Annotated in this window: 19 protein-coding genes; 8 read left to right on the forward strand and 11 right to left on the reverse strand. The window is 75.2% G+C overall.

Features of this window, described 5'->3' with window-relative positions:
- Nucleotides 1–74: 74 nt before the first annotated feature.
- Nucleotides 75–1,010 (reverse strand): hydroxymethylbilane synthase, encoded by a 936-nt coding sequence (gene hemC / locus OG550_RS13085; protein WP_327677137.1) that lies wholly within the window; start codon nucleotides 1,008–1,010, stop codon nucleotides 75–77.
- A 17-nt stretch (nucleotides 1,011–1,027) separates the two neighbouring features.
- A complete protein-coding gene (locus OG550_RS13090) occupies nucleotides 1,028–1,810 on the reverse strand; it encodes a DUF2306 domain-containing protein (RefSeq protein WP_327677139.1) in 783 nt (260 codons plus the stop codon).
- A gap of 189 nt (nucleotides 1,811–1,999) precedes the next feature.
- Between OG550_RS13090 and OG550_RS13095 the strand changes: the two genes are divergently transcribed.
- Together OG550_RS13095 and OG550_RS13100 are read left to right on the forward strand one after the other, a co-directional pair.
- Nucleotides 2,000–3,262: a sensor histidine kinase gene (locus tag OG550_RS13095; RefSeq protein WP_327677141.1), complete on the forward strand. Its 1,263-nt coding sequence runs from the start codon at nucleotides 2,000–2,002 to the stop codon at nucleotides 3,260–3,262.
- A 14-nt stretch (nucleotides 3,263–3,276) separates the two neighbouring features.
- Nucleotides 3,277–3,942, forward strand: coding sequence for a response regulator transcription factor (locus OG550_RS13100; RefSeq protein ID WP_327677143.1), 666 nt, complete (start codon nucleotides 3,277–3,279; stop codon nucleotides 3,940–3,942).
- Between the two features lie 169 nt (nucleotides 3,943–4,111).
- Here the strand turns inward: OG550_RS13100 and OG550_RS13105 are convergent, their stop codons facing one another.
- The gene (locus tag OG550_RS13105; protein ID WP_327677145.1) at nucleotides 4,112–5,311 is read right to left on the reverse strand and encodes an MFS transporter; all 1,200 of its coding nucleotides are present in this window, start codon (nucleotides 5,309–5,311) and stop codon (nucleotides 4,112–4,114) included.
- Nucleotides 5,312–5,376: 65 nt separating this feature from the next.
- Here OG550_RS13105 and OG550_RS13110 point away from each other — a divergent pair, with 65 nt between their 5' ends.
- Complete coding sequence (locus tag OG550_RS13110) at nucleotides 5,377–5,739, forward strand: MerR family transcriptional regulator (RefSeq protein ID WP_327677147.1); 363 nt, start codon at nucleotides 5,377–5,379, stop codon at nucleotides 5,737–5,739.
- A 102-nt stretch (nucleotides 5,740–5,841) separates the two neighbouring features.
- Here the strand turns inward: OG550_RS13110 and OG550_RS13115 are convergent, their stop codons facing one another.
- Nucleotides 5,842–7,530, reverse strand: coding sequence for a chitinase (locus tag OG550_RS13115; protein WP_442905990.1), 1,689 nt, complete (start codon nucleotides 7,528–7,530; stop codon nucleotides 5,842–5,844).
- A gap of 237 nt (nucleotides 7,531–7,767) precedes the next feature.
- Here OG550_RS13115 and OG550_RS13120 point away from each other — a divergent pair, with 237 nt between their 5' ends.
- Nucleotides 7,768–11,046, forward strand: coding sequence for a S41 family peptidase (locus tag OG550_RS13120; protein WP_327677148.1), 3,279 nt, complete (start codon nucleotides 7,768–7,770; stop codon nucleotides 11,044–11,046).
- A gap of 91 nt (nucleotides 11,047–11,137) precedes the next feature.
- On the opposite strand, the gene OG550_RS13125 is transcribed toward OG550_RS13120, so the two are convergent.
- Entirely contained in the window at nucleotides 11,138–11,404 is a 267-nt protein-coding gene (locus OG550_RS13125; RefSeq protein ID WP_327677150.1) for a hypothetical protein, read from the reverse strand.
- Nucleotides 11,405–11,653: 249 nt separating this feature from the next.
- On the opposite strand from OG550_RS13125, the gene OG550_RS13130 reads away from it, so the two are divergent.
- The gene (locus OG550_RS13130) at nucleotides 11,654–12,457 is read left to right on the forward strand and encodes a phosphoribosyl-dephospho-CoA transferase MdcG domain-containing protein (protein ID WP_327677152.1); all 804 of its coding nucleotides are present in this window, start codon (nucleotides 11,654–11,656) and stop codon (nucleotides 12,455–12,457) included.
- Nucleotides 12,458–12,475: 18 nt separating this feature from the next.
- On the opposite strand, the gene OG550_RS13135 is transcribed toward OG550_RS13130, so the two are convergent.
- The 3 genes from OG550_RS13135 to OG550_RS13145 are packed head-to-tail and all read right to left on the reverse strand — an operon-like array spanning nucleotide 12,476 to nucleotide 13,151.
- Complete coding sequence (locus tag OG550_RS13135; protein WP_327677154.1) at nucleotides 12,476–12,688, reverse strand: hypothetical protein; 213 nt, start codon at nucleotides 12,686–12,688, stop codon at nucleotides 12,476–12,478.
- Nucleotides 12,685–12,840, reverse strand: a complete 156-nt coding sequence (locus tag OG550_RS13140) for a hypothetical protein (RefSeq protein ID WP_327677156.1) — start codon at nucleotides 12,838–12,840, stop codon at nucleotides 12,685–12,687. The genes OG550_RS13135 and OG550_RS13140 overlap by 4 nt, the downstream gene beginning before the upstream one ends.
- Nucleotides 12,841–12,890: 50 nt before the next feature.
- A complete protein-coding gene (locus OG550_RS13145; RefSeq protein ID WP_327677158.1) occupies nucleotides 12,891–13,151 on the reverse strand; it encodes a hypothetical protein in 261 nt (86 codons plus the stop codon).
- Nucleotides 13,152–13,258: 107 nt separating this feature from the next.
- Here OG550_RS13145 and OG550_RS13150 point away from each other — a divergent pair, with 107 nt between their 5' ends.
- Both OG550_RS13150 and OG550_RS13155 read left to right on the forward strand, forming a co-directional pair.
- A complete protein-coding gene (locus OG550_RS13150; protein ID WP_327677160.1) occupies nucleotides 13,259–14,092 on the forward strand; it encodes a helix-turn-helix domain-containing protein in 834 nt (277 codons plus the stop codon).
- Nucleotides 14,085–14,288: a DUF397 domain-containing protein gene (locus tag OG550_RS13155; protein WP_327677162.1), complete on the forward strand. Its 204-nt coding sequence runs from the start codon at nucleotides 14,085–14,087 to the stop codon at nucleotides 14,286–14,288. The genes OG550_RS13150 and OG550_RS13155 overlap by 8 nt, the downstream gene beginning before the upstream one ends.
- A gap of 63 nt (nucleotides 14,289–14,351) precedes the next feature.
- On the opposite strand, the gene OG550_RS13160 is transcribed toward OG550_RS13155, so the two are convergent.
- Nucleotides 14,352–16,457, reverse strand: a complete 2,106-nt coding sequence (locus tag OG550_RS13160) for a phosphocholine-specific phospholipase C (RefSeq protein WP_327677164.1) — start codon at nucleotides 16,455–16,457, stop codon at nucleotides 14,352–14,354.
- Nucleotides 16,458–16,714: 257 nt separating this feature from the next.
- On the opposite strand from OG550_RS13160, the gene OG550_RS13165 reads away from it, so the two are divergent.
- Entirely contained in the window at nucleotides 16,715–17,125 is a 411-nt protein-coding gene (locus OG550_RS13165; protein WP_327677166.1) for a hypothetical protein, read from the forward strand.
- A 29-nt stretch (nucleotides 17,126–17,154) separates the two neighbouring features.
- On the opposite strand, the gene OG550_RS13170 is transcribed toward OG550_RS13165, so the two are convergent.
- On the reverse strand, nucleotides 17,155–17,814 hold the full coding sequence (locus OG550_RS13170) for a pentapeptide repeat-containing protein (protein WP_327677168.1): 660 nt from the start codon (nucleotides 17,812–17,814) through the stop codon (nucleotides 17,155–17,157).
- Between the two features lie 266 nt (nucleotides 17,815–18,080).
- Nucleotides 18,081–18,716, reverse strand: coding sequence for a snapalysin (gene snpA / locus OG550_RS13175; protein ID WP_327677170.1), 636 nt, complete (start codon nucleotides 18,714–18,716; stop codon nucleotides 18,081–18,083).
- Nucleotides 18,717–19,340 lie beyond the last annotated feature (624 nt).

The following is a 19,340-nucleotide window of genomic DNA, read 5'->3' on the forward strand; positions in this document are numbered from 1 at the left end:
AGAGCGAGGGGCCTTCCGGCGTTTCCGCGTCCGGGCAGCCGGGCCGGGGCCGGGGCGGCCGACCGTCGGCGGGATCAGTGCGGGATGGCGGCGATCAGCTCGGAGGCGCCCTGCCGCTTGAGCGCGAGGGCGGTCGCCGTGCCGAGGTCCTCCGGGCTCAGTGAGCCGGCCCACTCGTGGGCGTCCAGGATCCGCTTGCCGTCCGGGCTGAAGACCCGGCCGCGCAGCGAGAGGCGGCCGTCCGCCTCGGCCTTGGCGTAGCCGGCGATCGGCGAGTTGCAGTGGCCCTGCAGCACGTGCAGGAACATCCGCTCGGCGCTCGCCTCGCGCCAGGTCGGGTGGTCGCCGAGGCCGGCGACGGCGTCGATGGTGGCGTCGTCCTCGATGCGGCACTGGAGGGCCAGGATTCCGGCGCCGATCGGCGGGCACATCGCCCCGACCGGGAGCACCTCGCTGATCCGCGCCTCCTCGCCGATCCGCTCCAGCCCGGAGAGCGCGAGCAGCAGCGCGTCCGCCTCCCCCGCCTCCAGCTTGGCCAGCCGGCTGTTGGCGTTGCCGCGCATCGGCACGCACTCCAGGTGCGGGTGGGAGGCGGCGAGCTGGGCCCGGCGGCGGACCGAGGAGGTGCCGATCCGGCTGCCGGCCGGCAGCTCGTCCAGGGTGAGGCCGCCCGGGTGGACGAGCGCGTCGCGGATGTCGTCGCGGCGCAGGTAGGCGGCGAACACCGTGCCGGCCGGCAGCGGGCGGTCGGCCGGCACGTCCTTGAGGCAGTGCACGGCGAGGTCGGCCTCGCCCGCGAGCAGCGCCTCGTCCACCTCCTTGGTGAAGGCGCCCTTGCCGCCGAGCCGGGCGAGGTCGCCCATCCAGCGGTCCCCGGAGGTGGTCACCGGCACCACCTCGGTGCGCAGCGCCGGGTGCAGGACGGCGAGTTCGGCCCGGACCCGCTCGACCTGGGCGAGCGCCATGGGTGAGGACCGGGAGACGATGCGGATCAACTCTGCGCTGGTCATGGCTGGATGATAGGACGTCAGACACGCAGGTCCGGTGCCGGGTCACCCGGACGGACGTGGCGCGGCGGTGCGGGGGCGGGGGCCGGGGCCCGGGCGATCAGGTACTCGGCCACCACGAGGTTGATCAGCCAGCACGTCCAGGCGGCGGCCGCGTACGCCTGGTCGAACGGGACGCCGACGGCGTCCATCACGACGAGCCAGACCCGCAGGGTCGCCCCGGCGAAGATCAGCGCGTAGGAGCGGGTCATCCAGGCGCGGTGGCGGGCGATGTCGCCGCGCCGGACGGCCCGCCAGGCGACGGCCGTGGAGAGCAGCAGCAGGACGTCCAGTGCCCCGAAGCCGATCGGCGCGATCGGGCCGACCAGTGCCTTCGGCACCAGCACCAGGCCGGCGGCGCCGGTCGCCACGACGGTGACCAGGTAGAGCCGGCCGATCACCCGGTGCAGACCCGGGCGGCGGGCCCGCAGCCGGGGCAGGAACTGCCAGGGTCCGAGCAGGATCGCCAGCACGCCGCCGCCGACGTGCAGCACCAGCGGGAGCTCGTTGGCCAGGTAGACCGCCCGCTGCTCGTCCAGGAAGACCTCGGGGTCGAGCGTGAGGTAGCGGGAGGTGAGCAGGGCGGTGGCGGCGGCCAGCGCGGTGACCGCGAACCAGCCGGCCCGGCGGGCCCGGCCGGTGGGGGCCCGGCGCGGGGCGCCGGAGGCCGCGGGCGGGGCGGTCGGCGCGGACGGTCTGGGCGGCACGGGCGGCCGGGACGGCGCGGGGGTGCCGGCCGGGGCACGGGGGTCCGGAGCGTTCATGCCCCGGACGGTACGGATCCGGCCCCGCCCCGCACGTCCGCCCGCCGGGGTGGTCCGGCCTGCTCCGGACGGTCGGCCGGACACCCCCGGCGGCGGAACCGGCGGGCCCCGCACCCACCCGGTGGGCGGTGCCGGAATACCCCGGGAGGGCGATGCGCGGCCCCGCCGGACGCCGCTACCGTACGGCCCGTGCGCCCGCACCACCGCGCGGCGGTCACCGCCCAGACCCGGGAGCCGCCCGTGAGCCCTCCGTCCGCGATCCGGCCGATCGGCGTGCTCCGTGCGGGCCCGCCGAACCCGCTGGGCCGGCTGCTCCCGTCGGCCTGGTCCGACCGGACTGGCCTGCCGGCCCGGCTCCGGACCAACCCCAGGGACGCCGCGCTGGCGGGCGCGGCCCTGGCCGCCATGGCCGTCGAACGGTTCCAGTCGGCCGACGCGCTGCGCACCGGGCTGCCCGCCGCGCTGGTGTTCAGCGCGGTCGCGGCCGGCGCGCTGGCCGTCCGGCGGTCCCTGCCGCTGGCCGGCTACCTGGTGGGCTCGGCGGCGCTCTCGGCGGAGGCGCTGTTCGTCCTGCCCAGCGCCGTCTCGCCGTACGCGAACCTGGTCGGCCTCTACTCGCTCGGCCTGCACGGGACGCGCCGGCGCGCCTGGCTCGGGCCGTTCGCCGCCCTGCTCGGGATGGCCGCCTACTTCGCCGACCTCGCCCGCACCTACCCCGCCGTCCCCGCGATCCCGGCAGGCGTCCTCTTCCTCTGGCTGCTCGGCTGGGCCGTCGGCTACGGGACGGCCCGGCGGGCCGAGGAGCGGGAGGCCGCCAGGCGGCGGCTGCGCCAGCAGGTCGTGGCCGAGGAACGGGCCCGGCTGGCCCGCGAACTGCACGACCTGGTCGGGCACACCCTGAACGTCGTGCTGGTCCAGGCCGGTGCCGCCCGCCGGCTGCTCGACCGCGAGCCCGAACGCACCCGCGAACTGCTCTCCGGGATGGAGCACAGCGGCCGCGAGGCGCTCGACGACCTCGACCGCGTCCTCGGGCTGCTGCGGCGGGGCGCCGAGGTGCCCGGCGGGCCCGCCCTGCAGCCGGGCCTGGCCGACCTGGACCGGCTCACCGGGCGGCTGGAGCAGGCCGGCCTGCTGGTCAGCGTGCGGGTCGACCCGGGCGCCCGGCGGGTGCCGCGCAGCCTCGACGTGTCGGCGTACCGGATCGTCCAGGAGGCGCTCACCAACACCGTGAAGCACGCCCGGGCGCGGGCCGTCTCGGTCACCGTCCGGTGCGCCGGGGGCTCGCTCGACATCGAGGTGAGCGACGACGGCCGGGGCGCCGAGGCCGGGTACACGCCCGGCCGGGGCCTGCTGGGCATCACCGAGCGGGTCTCGATGCTCGGCGGCAGTGTCGAGCACGAGCGCGGCGAGCGGGGCGGCTTCCGGCTCCGCGCCGTGCTCCCGATCCCGTGACCGTCCGGGTCGTCGTGGCCGACGACGACGCACTGCTGCGCGCGGGGGTGGCCCTCGTGCTGGAGACCGACGACCGGATCGAGGTGGTCGGCCAGGCCTCGGACGGGCTTCAGGCGGTGGAGCTCTGCCGCCGGCTGGGACCGGACGTCGTCCTGATGGACGTCCGGATGCCGGGGATCGACGGTGTGGAGGCGACCCGCCGGATCACCGCCGCCGGACCGGCCACCCGGGTGCTCGTGCTGACCACCTTCCACCACGACGACTACGTGTGGGGCGCGCTGCGGGCCGGGGCGGCCGGCTTCCTGCTCAAGCGGGCGTCGGCCGAGCGGCTCATCGACGCCGTCCACACGCTCGCCGGGGGCGAGTCCGTGCTGGACCCGGCGGTCACCCGGGACCTGGTGGCGCAGGTGGTCGGCCGGGGTCCGGAGCGGCCCCCGCCGTCGCCGGAGGACACCCGGCTCGCCCAGCTGACGGCGCGCGAGCGGGAGGTGCTGCGGCTGGCGGCGGAGGGGCGGTCCAACCGCGAGATCGCCTCGGTGCTCGTCCTCGCCGAGTCGACGGTGAAGACCCACATGAAGCGGATCCTGGCGAAGATCGACGCCCGGGACCGCGCCCAGGCGGTCGCCATCTCGTACCGGAGCGGGCTGATGCCGCCCCGGGACCCGCTGGGCGGGTACTGACCCCGGGCCGGGGCCCTGCCCGGACGGCCCCGCCGGGCCGTCCGGGAACGTGGCAGGAAGCGTGGCCGGGAGCCGGTCCGGGAGGCCGCTCCGGGCCCGGCGGGGCCCGTCCGGAGGGCCGGGGGCCCGGCGGGGCCCGTCCGGGACGGGCCGACGCGGCGCGGGGCGGTCAGGGGGCGCCGGTCCGGCGCGCCGGGAAGGCGTGGGTGCGGGCCGCGAGGACGACCGCGAGGACGGGGAGCAGCAGGAGCAGCACGGCCCACGGGAAGGAGTCCGCGCCGAGCCCGTCCAGCAGCAGGCCCCCGGCCACGCCCCCGCCGGCCATCGCCGCGTTCCAGAGGGTGACCAGCATCGCCTGCGCGGCGTCCGCCTGGCCGCCGCCCGCCTCGCCGGCGGCGGTCTGCAGCAGGGTGGGGACGCCGCCCCAGCCGAGGCCCCAGAGCACCGCGGCCGCGTAGACCGGGGCGGCGCTGCCGGCCAGCACGCCGAGGACGGCGGCCGCGGCGGCGACCAGCAGGGTGGAGGCGACGGTCAGGGCGCGCAGCCGGCGGTGGATGTTCGCGCCGGTGAACCAGATGCTCACCAGCGAGGCCACGCCGAAGGCGAGCAGCACGGCGTCGGTGGCGCCGCCCATGCCGCGCCGGTCGAGGTAGGGGGCGATGTAGGTGTAGAGGACGGTGTGCGCGAGGACGAAGACGAAGGTCACGGCGAGGACCGGGGTCACCCCGGGGACGGCCAGGGCGCGCAGCACCGGGGTCCGTTCGGCGCGGGCCAGGCCGGGGTGTTCGGGGACGGTCGCGGCGATCCAGGCGGTCACGGCGACGGCCAGCACGGTCATGATCAGGAACGGGGCCCGCCAGTCGAGCACCTTGCCGAGGAAGGTGCCGGCGGGCACCCCCAGCGACAGGGCGAGCGGGACGCCGGTCATCGCGATGGCGATGGCCCGGCCCTGGAGCTCGGGCGGTGCGAGCCGGCGGGCGTACCCGGCCAGCAGCGCCCAGGCGAGGCCGGCGGCGACCCCGGCGACGAACCGGGCGGCCATGGTGAGCGGGTAGTCGTCGGACAGGGCGGTGACGGTGTTGGCGACGGCGAAGCCGGCCATGGCGGTGAGCAGCAGGCGGCGGCGCCCCCAGCCGGCGGTGGCCGCGGTGAGCGGCACGGCGGTGGCGGCCGTGCCGATCGCGTAGACGGTGACGGCCTGGCCCGCGGCGGACTCGCCGACGCCGAGGTCGGCGCTCATGGCGGGCAGGACGCCCGCGGGCAGGGTTTCGGTGAGGGCCGTGACGAAGACGGCGGTGGCGAGTGCCAGCAGGGCGGGCAGGGGAAGCTTCCGCTGCTCGACGGCGGCGGGTGGGTCGATGGTCCGCATGGCGGATATGCTCAAACCCTCACACTGATGTGAGGGTCAATCAGGCCGGCTGTGAGGTGGGGCACATGCGGATCGGCGAGCTGTCCGAACGGACCGGGGCCTCCCGGCGGCTGCTGCGCTACTACGAGGAGCAGGGCCTGATCCTGGCCGACCGCTGCGGCAACGGCTACCGCGCCTACGACGAGCCGACCGTGGACCGGGTGCTGCAGATCCGGGGGCTGCTCGACTCGGGGCTGCCGACCAGGATCATCAAACAGATCCTGCCCTGCCTGGACAAGCCCCGGGCCATCCACTTCCCGGACGCCACACCGGAGATGATCGCCACCCTGGAGCAGGAGCTGGCCGGCATGAGCGAGCGGATCCGCTGCCTCACCCGCAACCGGGACGCGATCGCGGAGTACCTGGAGGCCGTGCGGGTGGACCACTGAGCGGCGCGGTGGGACGGCACCGCGCCGCACAGGGACCGCCGGGCGGTGCGGCGGACCGCTGGGCGGCGGGGGCCTTCCCGCCGCCGCCCGGCGGCCGTCCGGTCAGCGGCGGAAGTAGGAGTCGAAGTTCTTCGAGAACTCCCGGCCGCCGAACTGGTCCCAGTTGATCGACCAGGTCATCAGGCCGCGCAGGCCCGGCTGGGCGCCGGCCCTCGGGACGTAGCTGCCGCAGTTGGTGAGCTTGGTGAGGCAGTCCAGCGCCTTGTTGACCTCGGCGGGGGCGACGTAGCCGTTGCCCGCGTTGGTGGTGGCCGGCATGCCGATGGCGACCTTGGAGGCCGGCAGCGGCGGGAAGACGTTGTTCGCGTTGCCCGCCACCGGGAAGCCCTTGAGCAGCAGGTCGGTCATCGCGACGTGGAAGTCGGCGCCGCCCATCGAGTGGTACTGGTTGTCCAGGCCCATGATGGAGCCGGAGTTGTAGTCCTGGACGTGCAGCAGGGTGAGGTCGTCGCGCAGGGCGTGGATCACCGGCAGGTAGGCGCCGGCGCGCGGGTCCTGGCCGCCCCAGGGGCCGGAGCCGTAGTACTGGTAGCCGAGCTGGACGAAGAACGTCTCCGGCGCCATGGTCAGGACGAAGTTCGGTCCGTACTTGGCCTTCAGCGTCCTGATCGCGGAGATCAGGTTGACGACGACCGGGCTGGTCGGGTTCTTGAAGTCGGTGTCGCCGGTCTGCAGCGACAGCGAGTGGCCCTCGAAGTCGATGTCCAGGCCGTCCAGGCCCCACTTGTCGATGATCGCCGAGACGGAGCTGACGAAGGCGTCCCGGGCGGCCGTGGTGGTCAGCTGGACCTGGCCGTTCTGGCCGCCGATCGAGATCAGCACCTTCTTGCCCTTGGCGCGCTTCGCGGCGATGGCGGCCTTGAAGTCGGCGTCGGACTCGACGGTCGGGCACTCGGTGACCGGGCAGCGGTTGAACCGGATGTCGCCGGAGGTGACGGAGGTCGGTTCGCCGAAGGAGAGGTTGATGAAGTCCCAGGAGTCCGGGACGTCGGCGACCTTGGTGTACCCGGCGCCGTTGGCGAAGCTGGCGTGCAGGTAGCCGACCAGGGCCTTGCCGCCGGGCGGCGGCGAGGTGGGGGTGACGGTGGGCGTCACGGTGGGCGTCACCGTCGGGGTGACGGTGGGCGTCACGGTCGGCGTCACGGTGGGGGTGACGGTCGGCGTGACGGTGGGCGTCGCGGTCGGGCTGGGCGGCGCGCCGGGGCCGTCCAGCGAGACGTCGTCGGCGTAGTACGTGCCCTGGCCGTACCAGCCGTGGGTGTAGACGGTGGCGCTGGTCTGGGTGGCGCCGGTGGTGAAGCTGACGCTGAGCTTCTGGTACGCGCCGCCGGTGCCGGGCGTCCAGGTGGAGGTGCCGCCGTCCACGCCGAGGTAGACGTACGAGCCCTTCAGGTACGCGCTGAGCGTGTAGGTGGTGCCGGGCGCGACCGTGACGGTCTGCGCGCAGCGGGCCGTGTCGCTCGACGAGGCGGCCGCCGCCAGGGCGTAGCCGCCGCCGTGGGACTGGCCGGTGACGACGCTGCCGGCGGACGCGGAGCAGCTCCAGGGGCCGAGGGAGCCGCTCTCGAACCCGCCGTTGGCGAGGAACTCGCCGGCGGAGGCGGAGGGCGCGAGGCCCAGGGCGAGGCCGACCATGGTGGCGGCGGCGACGGCGGAGGCGGTGCCGGCGGCCAGCAGCGTGCGCGGGCGGCGACGGGCGGCGGGCACGGCGGGCACGGGTGATCTGCGCATGCGGGGGACTCCTTGCGGAGGCGCGGGTGTGGGGGACGTCCGGGGCAGGCCGGGGCGCGCGCGGACGGTGGGGGAACGGCGCGGCCAGGCATACGAGTTGGACTAGACCACTGAAGTGGATACGGCGGTACGGTGTCAATGGTCCAGACCGGTTCCGGCCTCGGTCGGGGACCTCCGCGGAGCTCCCCCGAGGCTCCCCCGGTTGCCGTCCGTGACACCCCGTCGAAGCATGGAGGGGTGACGCCGACCGGTTACCTCCGCTACCCCCACCTGCGCGGGGACCTGCTGGCGTTCACCGCCGAGGACGACGTCTGGCTCGCGCCCCTGGCCGGCGACGGCGCCGCCACCGGCCGGGCCTGGCGGGTCACCTGCGACCGCACCCGGGTCAGCCACCCCCGCCTCTCCCCCGACGGCACCACCCTCGCCTGGACCGGCTGGCACAGCCCGGCCCCCGAGATCTGGACCGCCCCCGCCGACGGCGGCGAGGCCCGCCGGCTCAGCCACTGGGGCAGCCAGGACACCCGGCTGCGCGGCTGGCTGCCGGACGGCGAACTGCTCGCCGTCACCTCGTACCACGAACCCTTCGGCCACTACACCTGGGCGCACGCCCTGCCCGCCGACGGCGGCCCCGGCCGCCGGATGCCCTGGGGACCGGTCGGCGACGCCCAGGTCGGCCCCGCCCGCACCGTGCTGCTCACCGGCGCCGCCCCGCACGAACCCGCCGCCTGGAAGCGCTACCGCGGCGGCGCCACCGGGCGGCTCTGGGTCGACGGCGAGCGCATCCTGGAGGACCACCCCGGCCACCTCGCCTCACCGATGCCCGTCACCTCCGCCGACGGCGACCGGATCGCCTTCCTCTCCGACCACGAGGGCATCGGCAACCTCTACTCCTGCCGCCCCGACGGCACCGACCTTCGCCGGCACACCGACCACGCCTCCTACTACGCCCGCGAGGCCGCCACCGACGGCACCCGGATCGTCTACCAGCACGCCGGCGACCTCTGGCTGCTGGACAACCTGGACGCCCCCGCCCCGCGCCGGCTGCGCGTCCCGCTCGGCGGCGCCCGGGCCGGCCGGCGCCCCTACCAGGTCACCGCCGCCTCGCACGTCAAGGACCTCGCCTGCGACCAGACCGGCCGGGCCGGGGTGATCACCGTCCGCGGCAGCCAGTACTGGCTCACCCACCGCGACGGCCCGGCCCGGGCGCTCGCCGACACCCCCGGCGTACGCACCCGGCTGCCGGTCGTCCTCGGGCACACCGGCGAGGCCGCCTGGATCACCGACGCCCTCGGCGAGGACGCGGTCGAGGTCATGCCGCTGCCCGGCCACGAACAGGCCCCCGGACAGCGCGGCCACCGGGTCCTCGCCACCGGCCTGCTCGGCCGCGTCCTGGAGCTCACCGCCTCCCCCGACGGCGCCCGCCTGGCCGCCGTCGCCTCCGACGGGCGGCTGCTGCTGCTCACCACCGCCGACGGCACCGTCCGCGAACTCGCCGCCTCCGACCACGGCCCGGTCGCCGGCGCCCGGTTCTCCCCCGACTCGCACTGGATCGCCTGGTCCCAGCCGGCCGCCGGCCGCTCGCTGCGCCGCATCCGGCTCACCCGCACCGACGCGCCCGCACCCGTCACCGACGTCACCGACGGCCGCTTCGAGGACGAGCAGCCGGTCTTCACCCGGGACGGCCGCTACCTGGCCTTCCTCTCCTGGCGCGGCTTCGACCCGGTGCACGACGTGCACACCGGCGACCTCTCCTTCCCGCTCGGCTGCCGCCCCTACCTCGTCCCGCTCGCCGCCGACACGCCCTCCCCGTTCGCCGCCCCCGCCGAGGACGGCGCCCCGCGCGGCGACGGCGGCGGCGACGGCACCGTGCACGTCGACCCCGGGGGCATCGGCGAGCGGCTGCTCCCCTTCCCCGTGCTCGCCTCCAAGTACTCGGCCACCGACAGCGTCAGGGGCGGGCTGCTCTGGCTGCGCTGGCCGATCTCCGGCACCCTCGGGCAGACCTTCACCAACCCCGACGACACCTCCGGCCGCCCCTCCCTGGAGTACTTCGACCTGACCCGCGGCACCCGCAGCACCCTCGCCGACAAGCTCGACGGCTACGCGGTCTCCGGGGACGGCGGTTCCGTCGCCGTCTACTCGGCCGGCACCCTGCGGATCCTCCCGGTCACCGCCCCCAGCGCCGCCACCAGCGTCGACCTGCGCCGGATCACCCACACCGTGCGGCCGCCCGCCGAGTGGCGGCAGTCCTACGCGGAGGCCGCCCGGATCGTCCGCGACCAGTTCTGGGACGCCGGCATGTCCGGGCTGGACTGGCCCGCCCTGGTCGCCCAGTACGAGCCGCTGCTGGACCGGATCGCCGGCCCCGACGACTTCGCCGACCTGCTGCGCGAACTCCTCGGCGAACTCGGCACCTCGCACGCCTACGTCACCCCCTCCCGGCGCGGCGAGGGCCCCGCCCTCGCCCAGCAGCCGCTCGGCCTGCTCGGCGCCAACGCCCACCGCTCCCCCGACGGGCGGTGGCTGCTCGACCGCATCCTCCCCGGCGAGTCCTCCGACCCGCGCGCCCGCGCCCCGCTCGCCGCCCAGGGCGTCCACGACGGCGACGAGCTGCTCGCCGTCGCCGGGCGCCCCGTCGACCCGGTGCGCGGGCCGCTCCCGCTGCTCGCCGGCACCGGCGGGACGATCGTGGAGCTGACGGTGCGCGGCGGGGGCGGTCGGGAGGGCGCGGCTGGCGGCGCGGGCGCGGCCGGCGGCGCGGGCGGGACGGGCCGGACGGTACGGCGGATCACCGTCACCCCGCTCACCGACGAGCGACCCGTCCGCTACCAGGACTGGGTGGCCAAACGGCGCGCCCTGGTCCGCGAGTTCAGCGACAGCCGGTGCGGCTACCTGCACATCCCCGACCTCGGCGGCTCCGGCTGGGCCCAGTTCAACCGCGACCTGCGGCGGGAACTCGACAAGCCCGCGGTCGTCCTCGACGTCCGCGGGAACGCCGGCGGCAACGTCTCGGAACTCGTCCTGGAGAAACTCACCCGCCGGGTGCTGGCCTGGGACTTCAGCCGGGGCCGGGAACCCGTCCGGTGGCCGCGCGACGCTCCGCGCGGCCCCGTGGTGGCACTCGCCGACGAGGCCACCAGCTCGGACGGCGACGTCATCATCGCGGCGATCAGGCTGCTCGGGCTCGGCCCCGTGGTCGGCAACCGGACCTGGGGCGGCGTGGTCGGCATGACCGGACGGCACACGCTCGGCGACGGGACGCAGATCTCGGTGCCGAAGAACGCCTCCTGGTTCACCGGCGGGCTCGGCTGGTCGGTGGAGAACCACGGCGTCGAACCGGACGTGCACGTGCTGCGCGCCCCCCGGGACTGGGCCTCCGGCCGCCACCCCGAGCTGGTCACGGCGGTGCGGCTGGCGCTGGAACTGCTGGACGACGCGCCGGCCGCCGTGCCGCCGCCCGCCGACACGCCCCGGCCGGACCTGCGCCGCCCGCCGCTGCCGCCCCGGGATCGGTGAGGGGCGGCAGCGGCGGGCGGCGGTCGGGGGACGGCGATCGGGCGGGAGGCGTGGGGCGGTGGCGGAGGGGACGGCGGCCGGGCGGGCGGGGTCAGTCCCAGGGATCGCCCTCGGCCGTCATGTCCTCGCGGGCCCGCTCCTCGGCCTCGCGTTCGGTGATCGTGACCGACTCCCGGGCCTCGCGCACCCGCTCGGTCTCCGGACCGAACGCGTCGGCGGCCTCGTCGTGGGCGAGCGCGGCGCGCCGGGCGGACTCCGTCATCGCGGTGCCGTCCTGCTCGTGGCCCCCGCCCAGCGAGGATCTGGCCTCCTCGGCGGCGTCGTGCCCCTTGTGGCGGAACCTGTCGAAGATGCCCATGACTCCTCCTCCGGACGACTTCCGGGCTCTCCCCACTCTCACACCGGCACGCGGCGCCCGCATCCGGTGCGGGAGCGCGGGGCGCCGGGCGCCGGAACGGCGGGGCCCGGAACGGCGGGGCCCGGACGGCGACGGCGCGGTTGAGCCCTTGGTCCCGGGTGGTAGCGCCGAAAGGCCGTAGCCGGGACGGCGGCCCGGGAGAAGGGTGGGACCCGTCAGCCGGTCCCGATCCCACCCCAGGAGCCCGCCGTGACCGTCGCCGCCCACACCGGTGTCCACCGTCCGAGCGAGGAGCTGCACGGCGGGCCGCGCCGGCTGGTCGGACCGCTGGCCGCGCTGGCCGGGAGGCTGCCCGGCGTCCACGACCTGCTGCTGGTGCAGTGCCCCGGCTCGCTGCGCCCGCTCGGCGGCGGCGGGCTGCCCGCATGGGCGCGGCAGGTGCTGCGGGCCCACCCCTGGGTGACCGTCGGGCGGGCGCCCGTCGTGGCGGGCCCGCCGGTGGACACCCCGTACCCGGTGCGCTGCACCCGGGACGCGTCCGCCGCGCCCGGGGCCTGGCTGCCGGTGACGGTGCGCGGCCCGGAACGCGGACAGCGGCTGGACGCGCTGGCGCCCCGGGCGGCGGTGGCCCGTACGCTGCGCCCCGAGCAGCTGCCGGGCCGGATCGGGCTGCTGGCGCCGGAGCGGCTCGCGGCGGTTCCGGCGCTCGCGGTGCTGACGCAGGCCGGACAGCTGGTCGCGGACCACCGGCTGGCGTGGGGGCCGATCGGCGCGGTCGGCTACGAGCTGGGCAGCGGCGAACCGGTCGCCGGGCCGCTGAGCCCGCTGCGGCTGGTGCTGCGCGCCCCGCAGCCGGTGAGCCGGCGGGACGCGCTGCAGCTGCGGCGGGCCCTGAGCCGGCTGCGGGTGCCGGTCCAGGCGGAGCTGGAGACCCGGCACGGCGCGGTGCTGCTGGCCGAGTACGCGGCCGCGCCGCCGGCGGTGACCCTGCTGACCCCGGACGGTCCCCGGGAGGTCCACGACCCGTGGTTCCCCCGGGGCCTGTACGCCTGAAGCGCGGCCTGAAGTGCGTCACGGTCCACCCGGCTCCCGGCACCAGGGCCTGCGGCCGAGGACGACCAGGGGCTCCTCGAAGGGCTGGTCCGCCAGGTAGGCCGGGGACCACGCGACGCCCCAGCGGGCGCACCGCGGGCAGTTCCACGTCCGCCCGGCCGTGTTGGCGTCGTCGAGCAGATCGACCGGCACGCCGCAGTCCGGTGCGGGACAGGCGGGGCGGCCGGTCATCGCCGGCGGCCTCGTCCGCGCGGCCGCCCGCCGTACTCGTGGGCGGCCACCAGCACGGCGGCGAGCACCGCCAGGCACGCCGCCAGTGCGGCGAGCCTCAACGGCACGGGAAGCGGGCGCGTGGCGGCGGCCGCCACGCGCCCACCGAGCACACCGATGACACCTGCGGCCAAGGCCCTTGCACCGGCGGATGGTTGGCGGTTCAAACGACACCCCCGGCGGCACCGAGGCGACCACGGGGCGCGGCGGGAACGACGTGGACGGCCAGGGTCGGCCCGTCCGGGAGGGGCCGGATCGCGGCGGGGTCGAGCGCGCGCTCGACCCCGCCGCCGACCGGCCGCACGTAGGCGAACCCGCCCTGTGTGTCCATGTAGACGACGCGATGACCCGTCGTCACGTCCTCGACGAGTTCGCCGACCCGAGGACGGTAGGGCGCCCCGACGGGGGCCTTCTTCCGAATCACGGCAGCAGCTCCGTTCCGTAGTGCAATGACTACCCAGGGCTGCCAACTGTGGTTTACAGTCATCGGCATCTTCAACTTTTCTCGGATGAAGGAAGAGGCCAAAGATCATGAATCGCAAGGAACTTGATCCGAATTCCTCGCCCGCGGCCAAGTTCGGCGCACACGTTCGTGAGTTGCGAGAGGCGCGAAACTGGACTCAGCAGCACCTGGCGGCACTCACCGGATACTCAGCCGTCCACGTGTCAGCCGTCGAAACTGGCCGCAAACCTCCAACCGAGCGATTCGCACGAAGACTTGATACGACCTTCGAGACCCCGGAGCGGTTCGAACGGGAGTGGCGCAACGGGGGCCGACGCGTCCTGTTCGAGGGATTCGGCGACTACCTGCGCAGCGAGGCCGATGCCGTGGCACTGCGACTGTTCGAGATCAACATCGTTCCCAGCCTCCTCCAGACCCCGGACTACGCGCGGGCCTACCAGGAAGCGCGGGTTCGCCGAGGGCGGGCGACCCAGCAACAGGCCGAGGAGCGGTTGACGATGCTGCTGCACCGGCAGCATCGTCTCCACCGGCACCCGGCACCCCGGGTCCACGCGGTCATAGACGAGGGCTGCCTGCGCCGGCCGATCGGGGGCCACGAGATCATGACGGCTCAGCTCCTGCACCTGGAGGAACTGGCCGAACAGCCTCAGTTCATCATCCAGGTCAGCCCGTTCTCCCTTGGGGAGGACCGGCCGTTCGCACATCCCATCACCTTGCTGACCATGCCGAACAGGGTCAGCGTGGGGTATGGCGAAATCCAGGGGCGGGGCTTCCTCCAGCGGGACTCAGACCCCTTGGCGGAATGGGCCGGCGAGTACGATCAACTGCAGGTCGAGGCGTTGTCCCGGGCAGCGAGTCGAGAGTTCATCCGGCGAGTTCGGAGGGGTTTTGAGCATGGTTGACCTGACACGCGTCGCATGGCGCAAGAGCACCTACAGCGCCCAGGAAGGGCAGTGCGTGGAGGTGGCGGACGGGTTCCCCGGCCGGGTTCCGGTGCGGGACAGCAAGAACCCCGACGGCCCGGCCCTCACCTTCCCGGCCGAGGCGTGGCGGGCCTTCGTCTCCGCCGTGCGGGCCGGGGAGTTCGGCACGGTCTGACGCACCTCGCAGGCCGGCGGAGCCCACCACCCGGGCCGCGGGTGGTGGGCTCCGCTGCCGTCGTCAGCCGCTGACGCTGGGCGCGCCGCTCTCCAGGTGGCCGGTGAAGCGCTGGGACCAGCTGCCGTCCGCGTCCACCGTGACCGTGAAGTCGTACCAGCCGTTGCCGTACGCCACGGCGTTGAAGAAGTCGGTGACGCTGCCGCCGGCCGGCACCCGGTACGTCCAGGGGCCGTCCGTCCGGTAGTTGTTCGACGTGACGGTGAAGACCAGCGGCGTGCTGCCGGAGTTGGCCAGCTTGAAGTACAGCGCGAGCTTCCCCGTTCCGGGCTCGACCGCGTACGAGGCGGTCACCGCGGCGTTCTTGCCCGCCTTCGTCGCGTCCCCCTTGAAGCGCCGCAGGAAGCGGTTGGGGCCGACCACGCTCAGGTCGTACGGGCCGCCGCCGAAGCCGGTGCCGCAGTTGAAGAAGTCGCTGGTGCCGCCGCCCGCGTCCACGGTGTACTGCCAGGGCCCGCCGCTGCGGTAGGCGTTGGCGTAGGCGGCGAAGTGCGCGGACCTGGTGGCCGCGGCGCCCTGGTTGGCCATCGCGATCCAGACCTTCATCACCCCGCCGGAGCCGAACTCCAGCCGGTCCAGGTTGGCGTTGGGCTGGTACGGCAGGGCGCGGGCGGGACGCGTGCCGGGCTCCTGGGCGGGCAGCTTGTTGTCGACCGGCGCCGGGTTGGGCAGCGGGCCGCAGCTGGACATCCCGATCGTCCCGGTGGCGGGCAGGGCGGGCAGTCCGTAGACCGGGTTGGCGAAGTCGAAGACGCCGGTGAGGTCGCCGCAGACGCGCCGCCGCCAGTCGCTGATGTTGACGCACGCGGCGGGCCGGCCGATGGCGGCGGTCCACTTCTCCAGGAACCGCAGGACCGAGGTGTGGTCGAAGACCTCGGAGGAGACCCAGCCGCCGCGGGTCCACGGCGAGACGGCGATCAGCGGGACGCGGAAGCCGAGGCCGATGTTGGTGCCCTTGAGGAACTCGCCCGGGGTGTCGGCCGGGGCGGCGGGCGGCGGGACGTGGTCGAAGAAGCCGTCGTTCTCGTCGTAGTTGAGGAACAGCACGCTGGAGTCGAGGACGTCCGGGTTCGCGTTGAGCGCGTCGATCACGTTGTGGACGAAGTGCGCGCCGTCGGCCGGGGTGGCGTACGGGTGCTCGGAGACCTCCTGGTTGGGGACGATCCACGAGACCTGCGGGAGGGTGCCCGCCACCACGTCGGCCCTGAGCGCGGCGACGATGTCGTCCGGCGTGCGCCCGGTGACCTTGGGGACGGAGCCCATGCCCTTGACGGCGAGCGGGCTGCCGGCCGGTGCGGAGGTGAACTGGGTGAAGTAGCCCAACGCGTTGTCGCCGTAGTTGTCGGCGGCGTTCTGGTAGACCTTCCAGCTGACGCCGGCGTTCTCCAGCGCCTCGGCGTAGGTCTGCCAGCGCAGGCCCTTCTCGTCGCCGCCGTCGTACGCCGGGCCGCCCGCGGCGCCGGCCGGGTCGATCTGGCCGGACCAGTGGTAGGTGCGGTTGGGTCCGGTGGCGCTCAGCACCGAGCAGAAGTAGGCGTCGCAGATGGTCCAGTTCTCGGCGAGCGCGTAGTGGAACGGGATGTCCTGGCGGGTCAGGAAGCCCAGCGTGCGGACGTTGCCCTTGGCGGCGACCCAGGAGTCCAGCTTGCCGCCGTTCCAGGCCCTGTGCTGGTCGCTCCAGCCGTGGGCGAGGTCGCCGTTGCACTGGGCGAGGCGCTGCGGGTCGGCGCCGCCGGCCGGCTTGGTGAGGCTGAACTGCCACGGGTACTGGCGGCCGAGGCCGTTGGGCTGGTTGAAGACGGAGTAGCCGCCGGCGATCTGGATCGCGGAGCGGTCGGCGAAGCCGCGCACCCCGCGAAGGGTGCCGAAGTAGTGGTCGAAGCTGCGGTTCTCCTGCATCAGGATGACGATGTGCCGCGCGTCGGCGAGGGTGCCGGTCTGCGACAGCGCCGCCGAGCGTGCGGCGGCGGGCACGGCGGCGGACGTGCCCGCGGGCGCGTCGGCCGCGGGCGCCGCCCCGGCCCCGGTGGTACCGGCTCCGGCCACGGCGAGCCCCGCGGCGGCGGCGCCGGACAGTGTCACGAACTTCCTACGGCTCAGCTCGGCCATCAGCCCAGCCCGTCCCTTCACTGGCGATGTTGTTCACACAAGTCAGGCCGACTCGATCGCGCAGCATCCTCCACCCGCCCCGAACGGCCCCACCAGAGTGCGGAGTCAGGATTGGCGGACTGTTCTCCCCGCCGTCACCGAACGACCGGGAGCTGAACGCCGGTACGGCCCGACCCGCACCCGGGGGCATCACCCGCATCGTCGGCGGCGCCCTCTCCTTCTCCTTCGCGACCGACGGGGCCGAGGACTGGAGCGTCATGCTCCTGGACGGGAACGGCCCGGCGCCGGTGCACCTCTCGACCCTCGCGACCGAACGGGTCGCCGACCCGGCGGCGGAACTGCGACGGGCCGCCGACCGCGGAGATGTCACCGAACGAGGCACGGAGGACGTGGCGGGCGCCCCGGCGAGGCGCTTCCACAGCTCGGTGCCGCTCCCGAGGCGGAGCGGCGCGGCCGGGCACGGCCTCTTCGACGGACTCGCCGACTACCTGCCGCCGCCCGGTGCGACCTGCACGGCCGACTTCTGGATCAACGAGCGGCACGAGCTCGTCCGACTCGCCCTCTCCCTCTCCGCGGGTCCGGACGGACAGGGCATCGAGGCCCGGTACAGCGAGCCGGGCGGCGCCCCGGAGATCACCGCCCCGCCCTCCGCGACCCCGATGCTCTGAGCGGCTCCCGGTCCGGCTCCGGTCCCGACTCAGCCGTCCTTCACGGTGATGCCCAGGGCCTGGGCGAACTGGGGGGCCAGCTCCATCAGTTGCATCGAGCTGATCAGCGCGCCGCGCAGGCCCTGGTGGCCGTCGGGCAGGCCCAGGGCGGCGGCGCCGCGCAGGTCCACCTTGCCGAGGGTCGCGCCGCGCAGCCGGACCTCCTCCAGGGTGGAGCCGGGGAAGGCGACGTCGGTGAGCCGCGCGTCACCGAAGTCCACGTCGCGCAGCAGGCAGTCCTCGAAGACGACGTCGCGCAGGACGGCGGCGCGCAGGTTCACCGCCTCCAGCTTGCAGCCGCGGAACACCACCCGGCGCAGCGCCGAGCCGTGCGCGGTGACGCCGGCCAGGACACCGCCGGAGACGGTGGCGTCCTGCCACTCGCCGTCGGAGAGGTCGCAGGCCACCCAGCGGCCGGCCTGCACCCAGACCTCGTTGAACCGGGCCTGCCGCAGCTTGACGCCGCTCAGCGAGACCGCGGTGAAGGCGCACTCCAGGAAGGTCGCGCCGGCGGCCGACTGGTCCGTGTACTCGCCGCCGTCGAAGTGGACGGTGTCGTAGCGCGCGTCGCTGCGCAGCGGCCCGGTGTGCGGGTGCAGCAGGTCGGCGTACGGGAGGTCTTCCAGGCGGTCGGGGGCGGGCTTCGGCATGGCGATGGCACCTCGCGGTCGGCGGCGGACGGCTGTCGCCCGCATGCTCGCACGCGGCACCGACAGGTCCCGGCACGTGGCGCCCGCCGTCCCGGTGTACCGGTACCGGCGCGAGCGGTGTACCGGCGCGAGCGGGCGCGGCGGTGGCACGGTGGGGCGCCCACCGCCGGCCCTGCTCGGGTTCGCCGTCATGGGCGGGCACGCGCACGGACCGGCCCGGCCGCTGGGGTCCAGCGGCCGGGCCGTCCGGTGCGGTGCGGTGCGGATCAGCCCGCCAGGCCGTTCCGCCACAGGGTGTTGACCCGGCTGCGCTCGGCGCTGTTCGGGTTCGGGTTGGTGCAGGAGGTGCCGGGGCCGCCGCCGGACATCAGCTCGCTGCACGGGCCCGAGTAGTGGTCGGGCAGGCCGAGCACGTGCCCGGTCTCGTGCGCGACGACCCGCAGCGAGCTGTACTGACGGTTCTGCGCGTAGTCGAGGAAGATGTAGCCGCGCCCGTGGCCGTCGGTGCTGGCGTACGAGCCGCGGGAGTCGTTGCCCTCGTAGTAGCGGAAGTCGGCGGCCGAACCCGACCGCAGCTGCACGTTGGCGACCGAGCTGTTCCAGATCTGCGCGCTCTGGGCTATCTGGTTGCGGAAGGTCGGCGCGCTGCTGGCGTCGTAGGTCACGGTGACGGCCAGCAGGTACGGGTTGGCGGCCTGCTTGGCCCGGGCGGACTTCATGACGGCCTCGTAGAACGCCTTGTTGCCGGCGTCCTCGGTGGCCGAGCCGGCGACGGCCGCACCGGCCGTGTAGCCCTGGGTGGGCGCGGCGGGGGCGGCGGTGGCCGTGGTGGGCAGGACGGCCAGGCCGGCCGCGAGGGCGAGGCCGACGGCGGCCGAGAAGGTGCGCGAGACACGGTTCATGTGGGGGCTCCCGTTCACGGTGTGGAGGGGGTGGGGGGAGTTACGGGTGGTACCGCCGGTACCGGTGGTGCAGGCGGTACCGGCGCTCCGGGCGGTACCGCCGGGGCGGTACCGGTGGTGCGCGCCGCCCGGCGCGCCGACCGGCCGGAGGGGGCCGTCCGGTGGGCTGCGTCGGGGGTCGTCAGGAGGCCGGGCCGGCCGGGCGGGCCGTTCCGCGGGAGGGAGCCGGCGCGACCGCGCCCGGGCCGGTCCCGGCGCGGGTCGGCGCCGGGGGCGCCGTGGCCGGACGGGCCGGGGCCGGGCCGACCGGGGCGACGGGCGCCGGGTCGGACACGGCGGAGGGCGTGCGCGGAACGCGGTTCATGTGGGGGCTCCGATTCACGGAAGCGCCGCGGTCCGGTGGGGGCCGGTCCTCGGGCATCGGATGAATGCTTTGCTGCCCCAGAGCTTCGGCCAGGCCGGCGGCCCGGCGGATGATGTCAACCGGCGATAGCACGAACCAATCACCGGTCCGAGCACCGGACCGGGCACCGGTCGGGACGCCGTCCGGGCACCGGTCCGGACCGGGTCCGCCGGACGGGTCCGGGTGCAGGTCGGGGCGCCCCTGCCGACCCGACAACCTGT

It is taken from the genome of Kitasatospora sp. NBC_00458, from assembly GCF_036013975.1.
Classification (GTDB): domain Bacteria; phylum Actinomycetota; class Actinomycetes; order Streptomycetales; family Streptomycetaceae; genus Kitasatospora.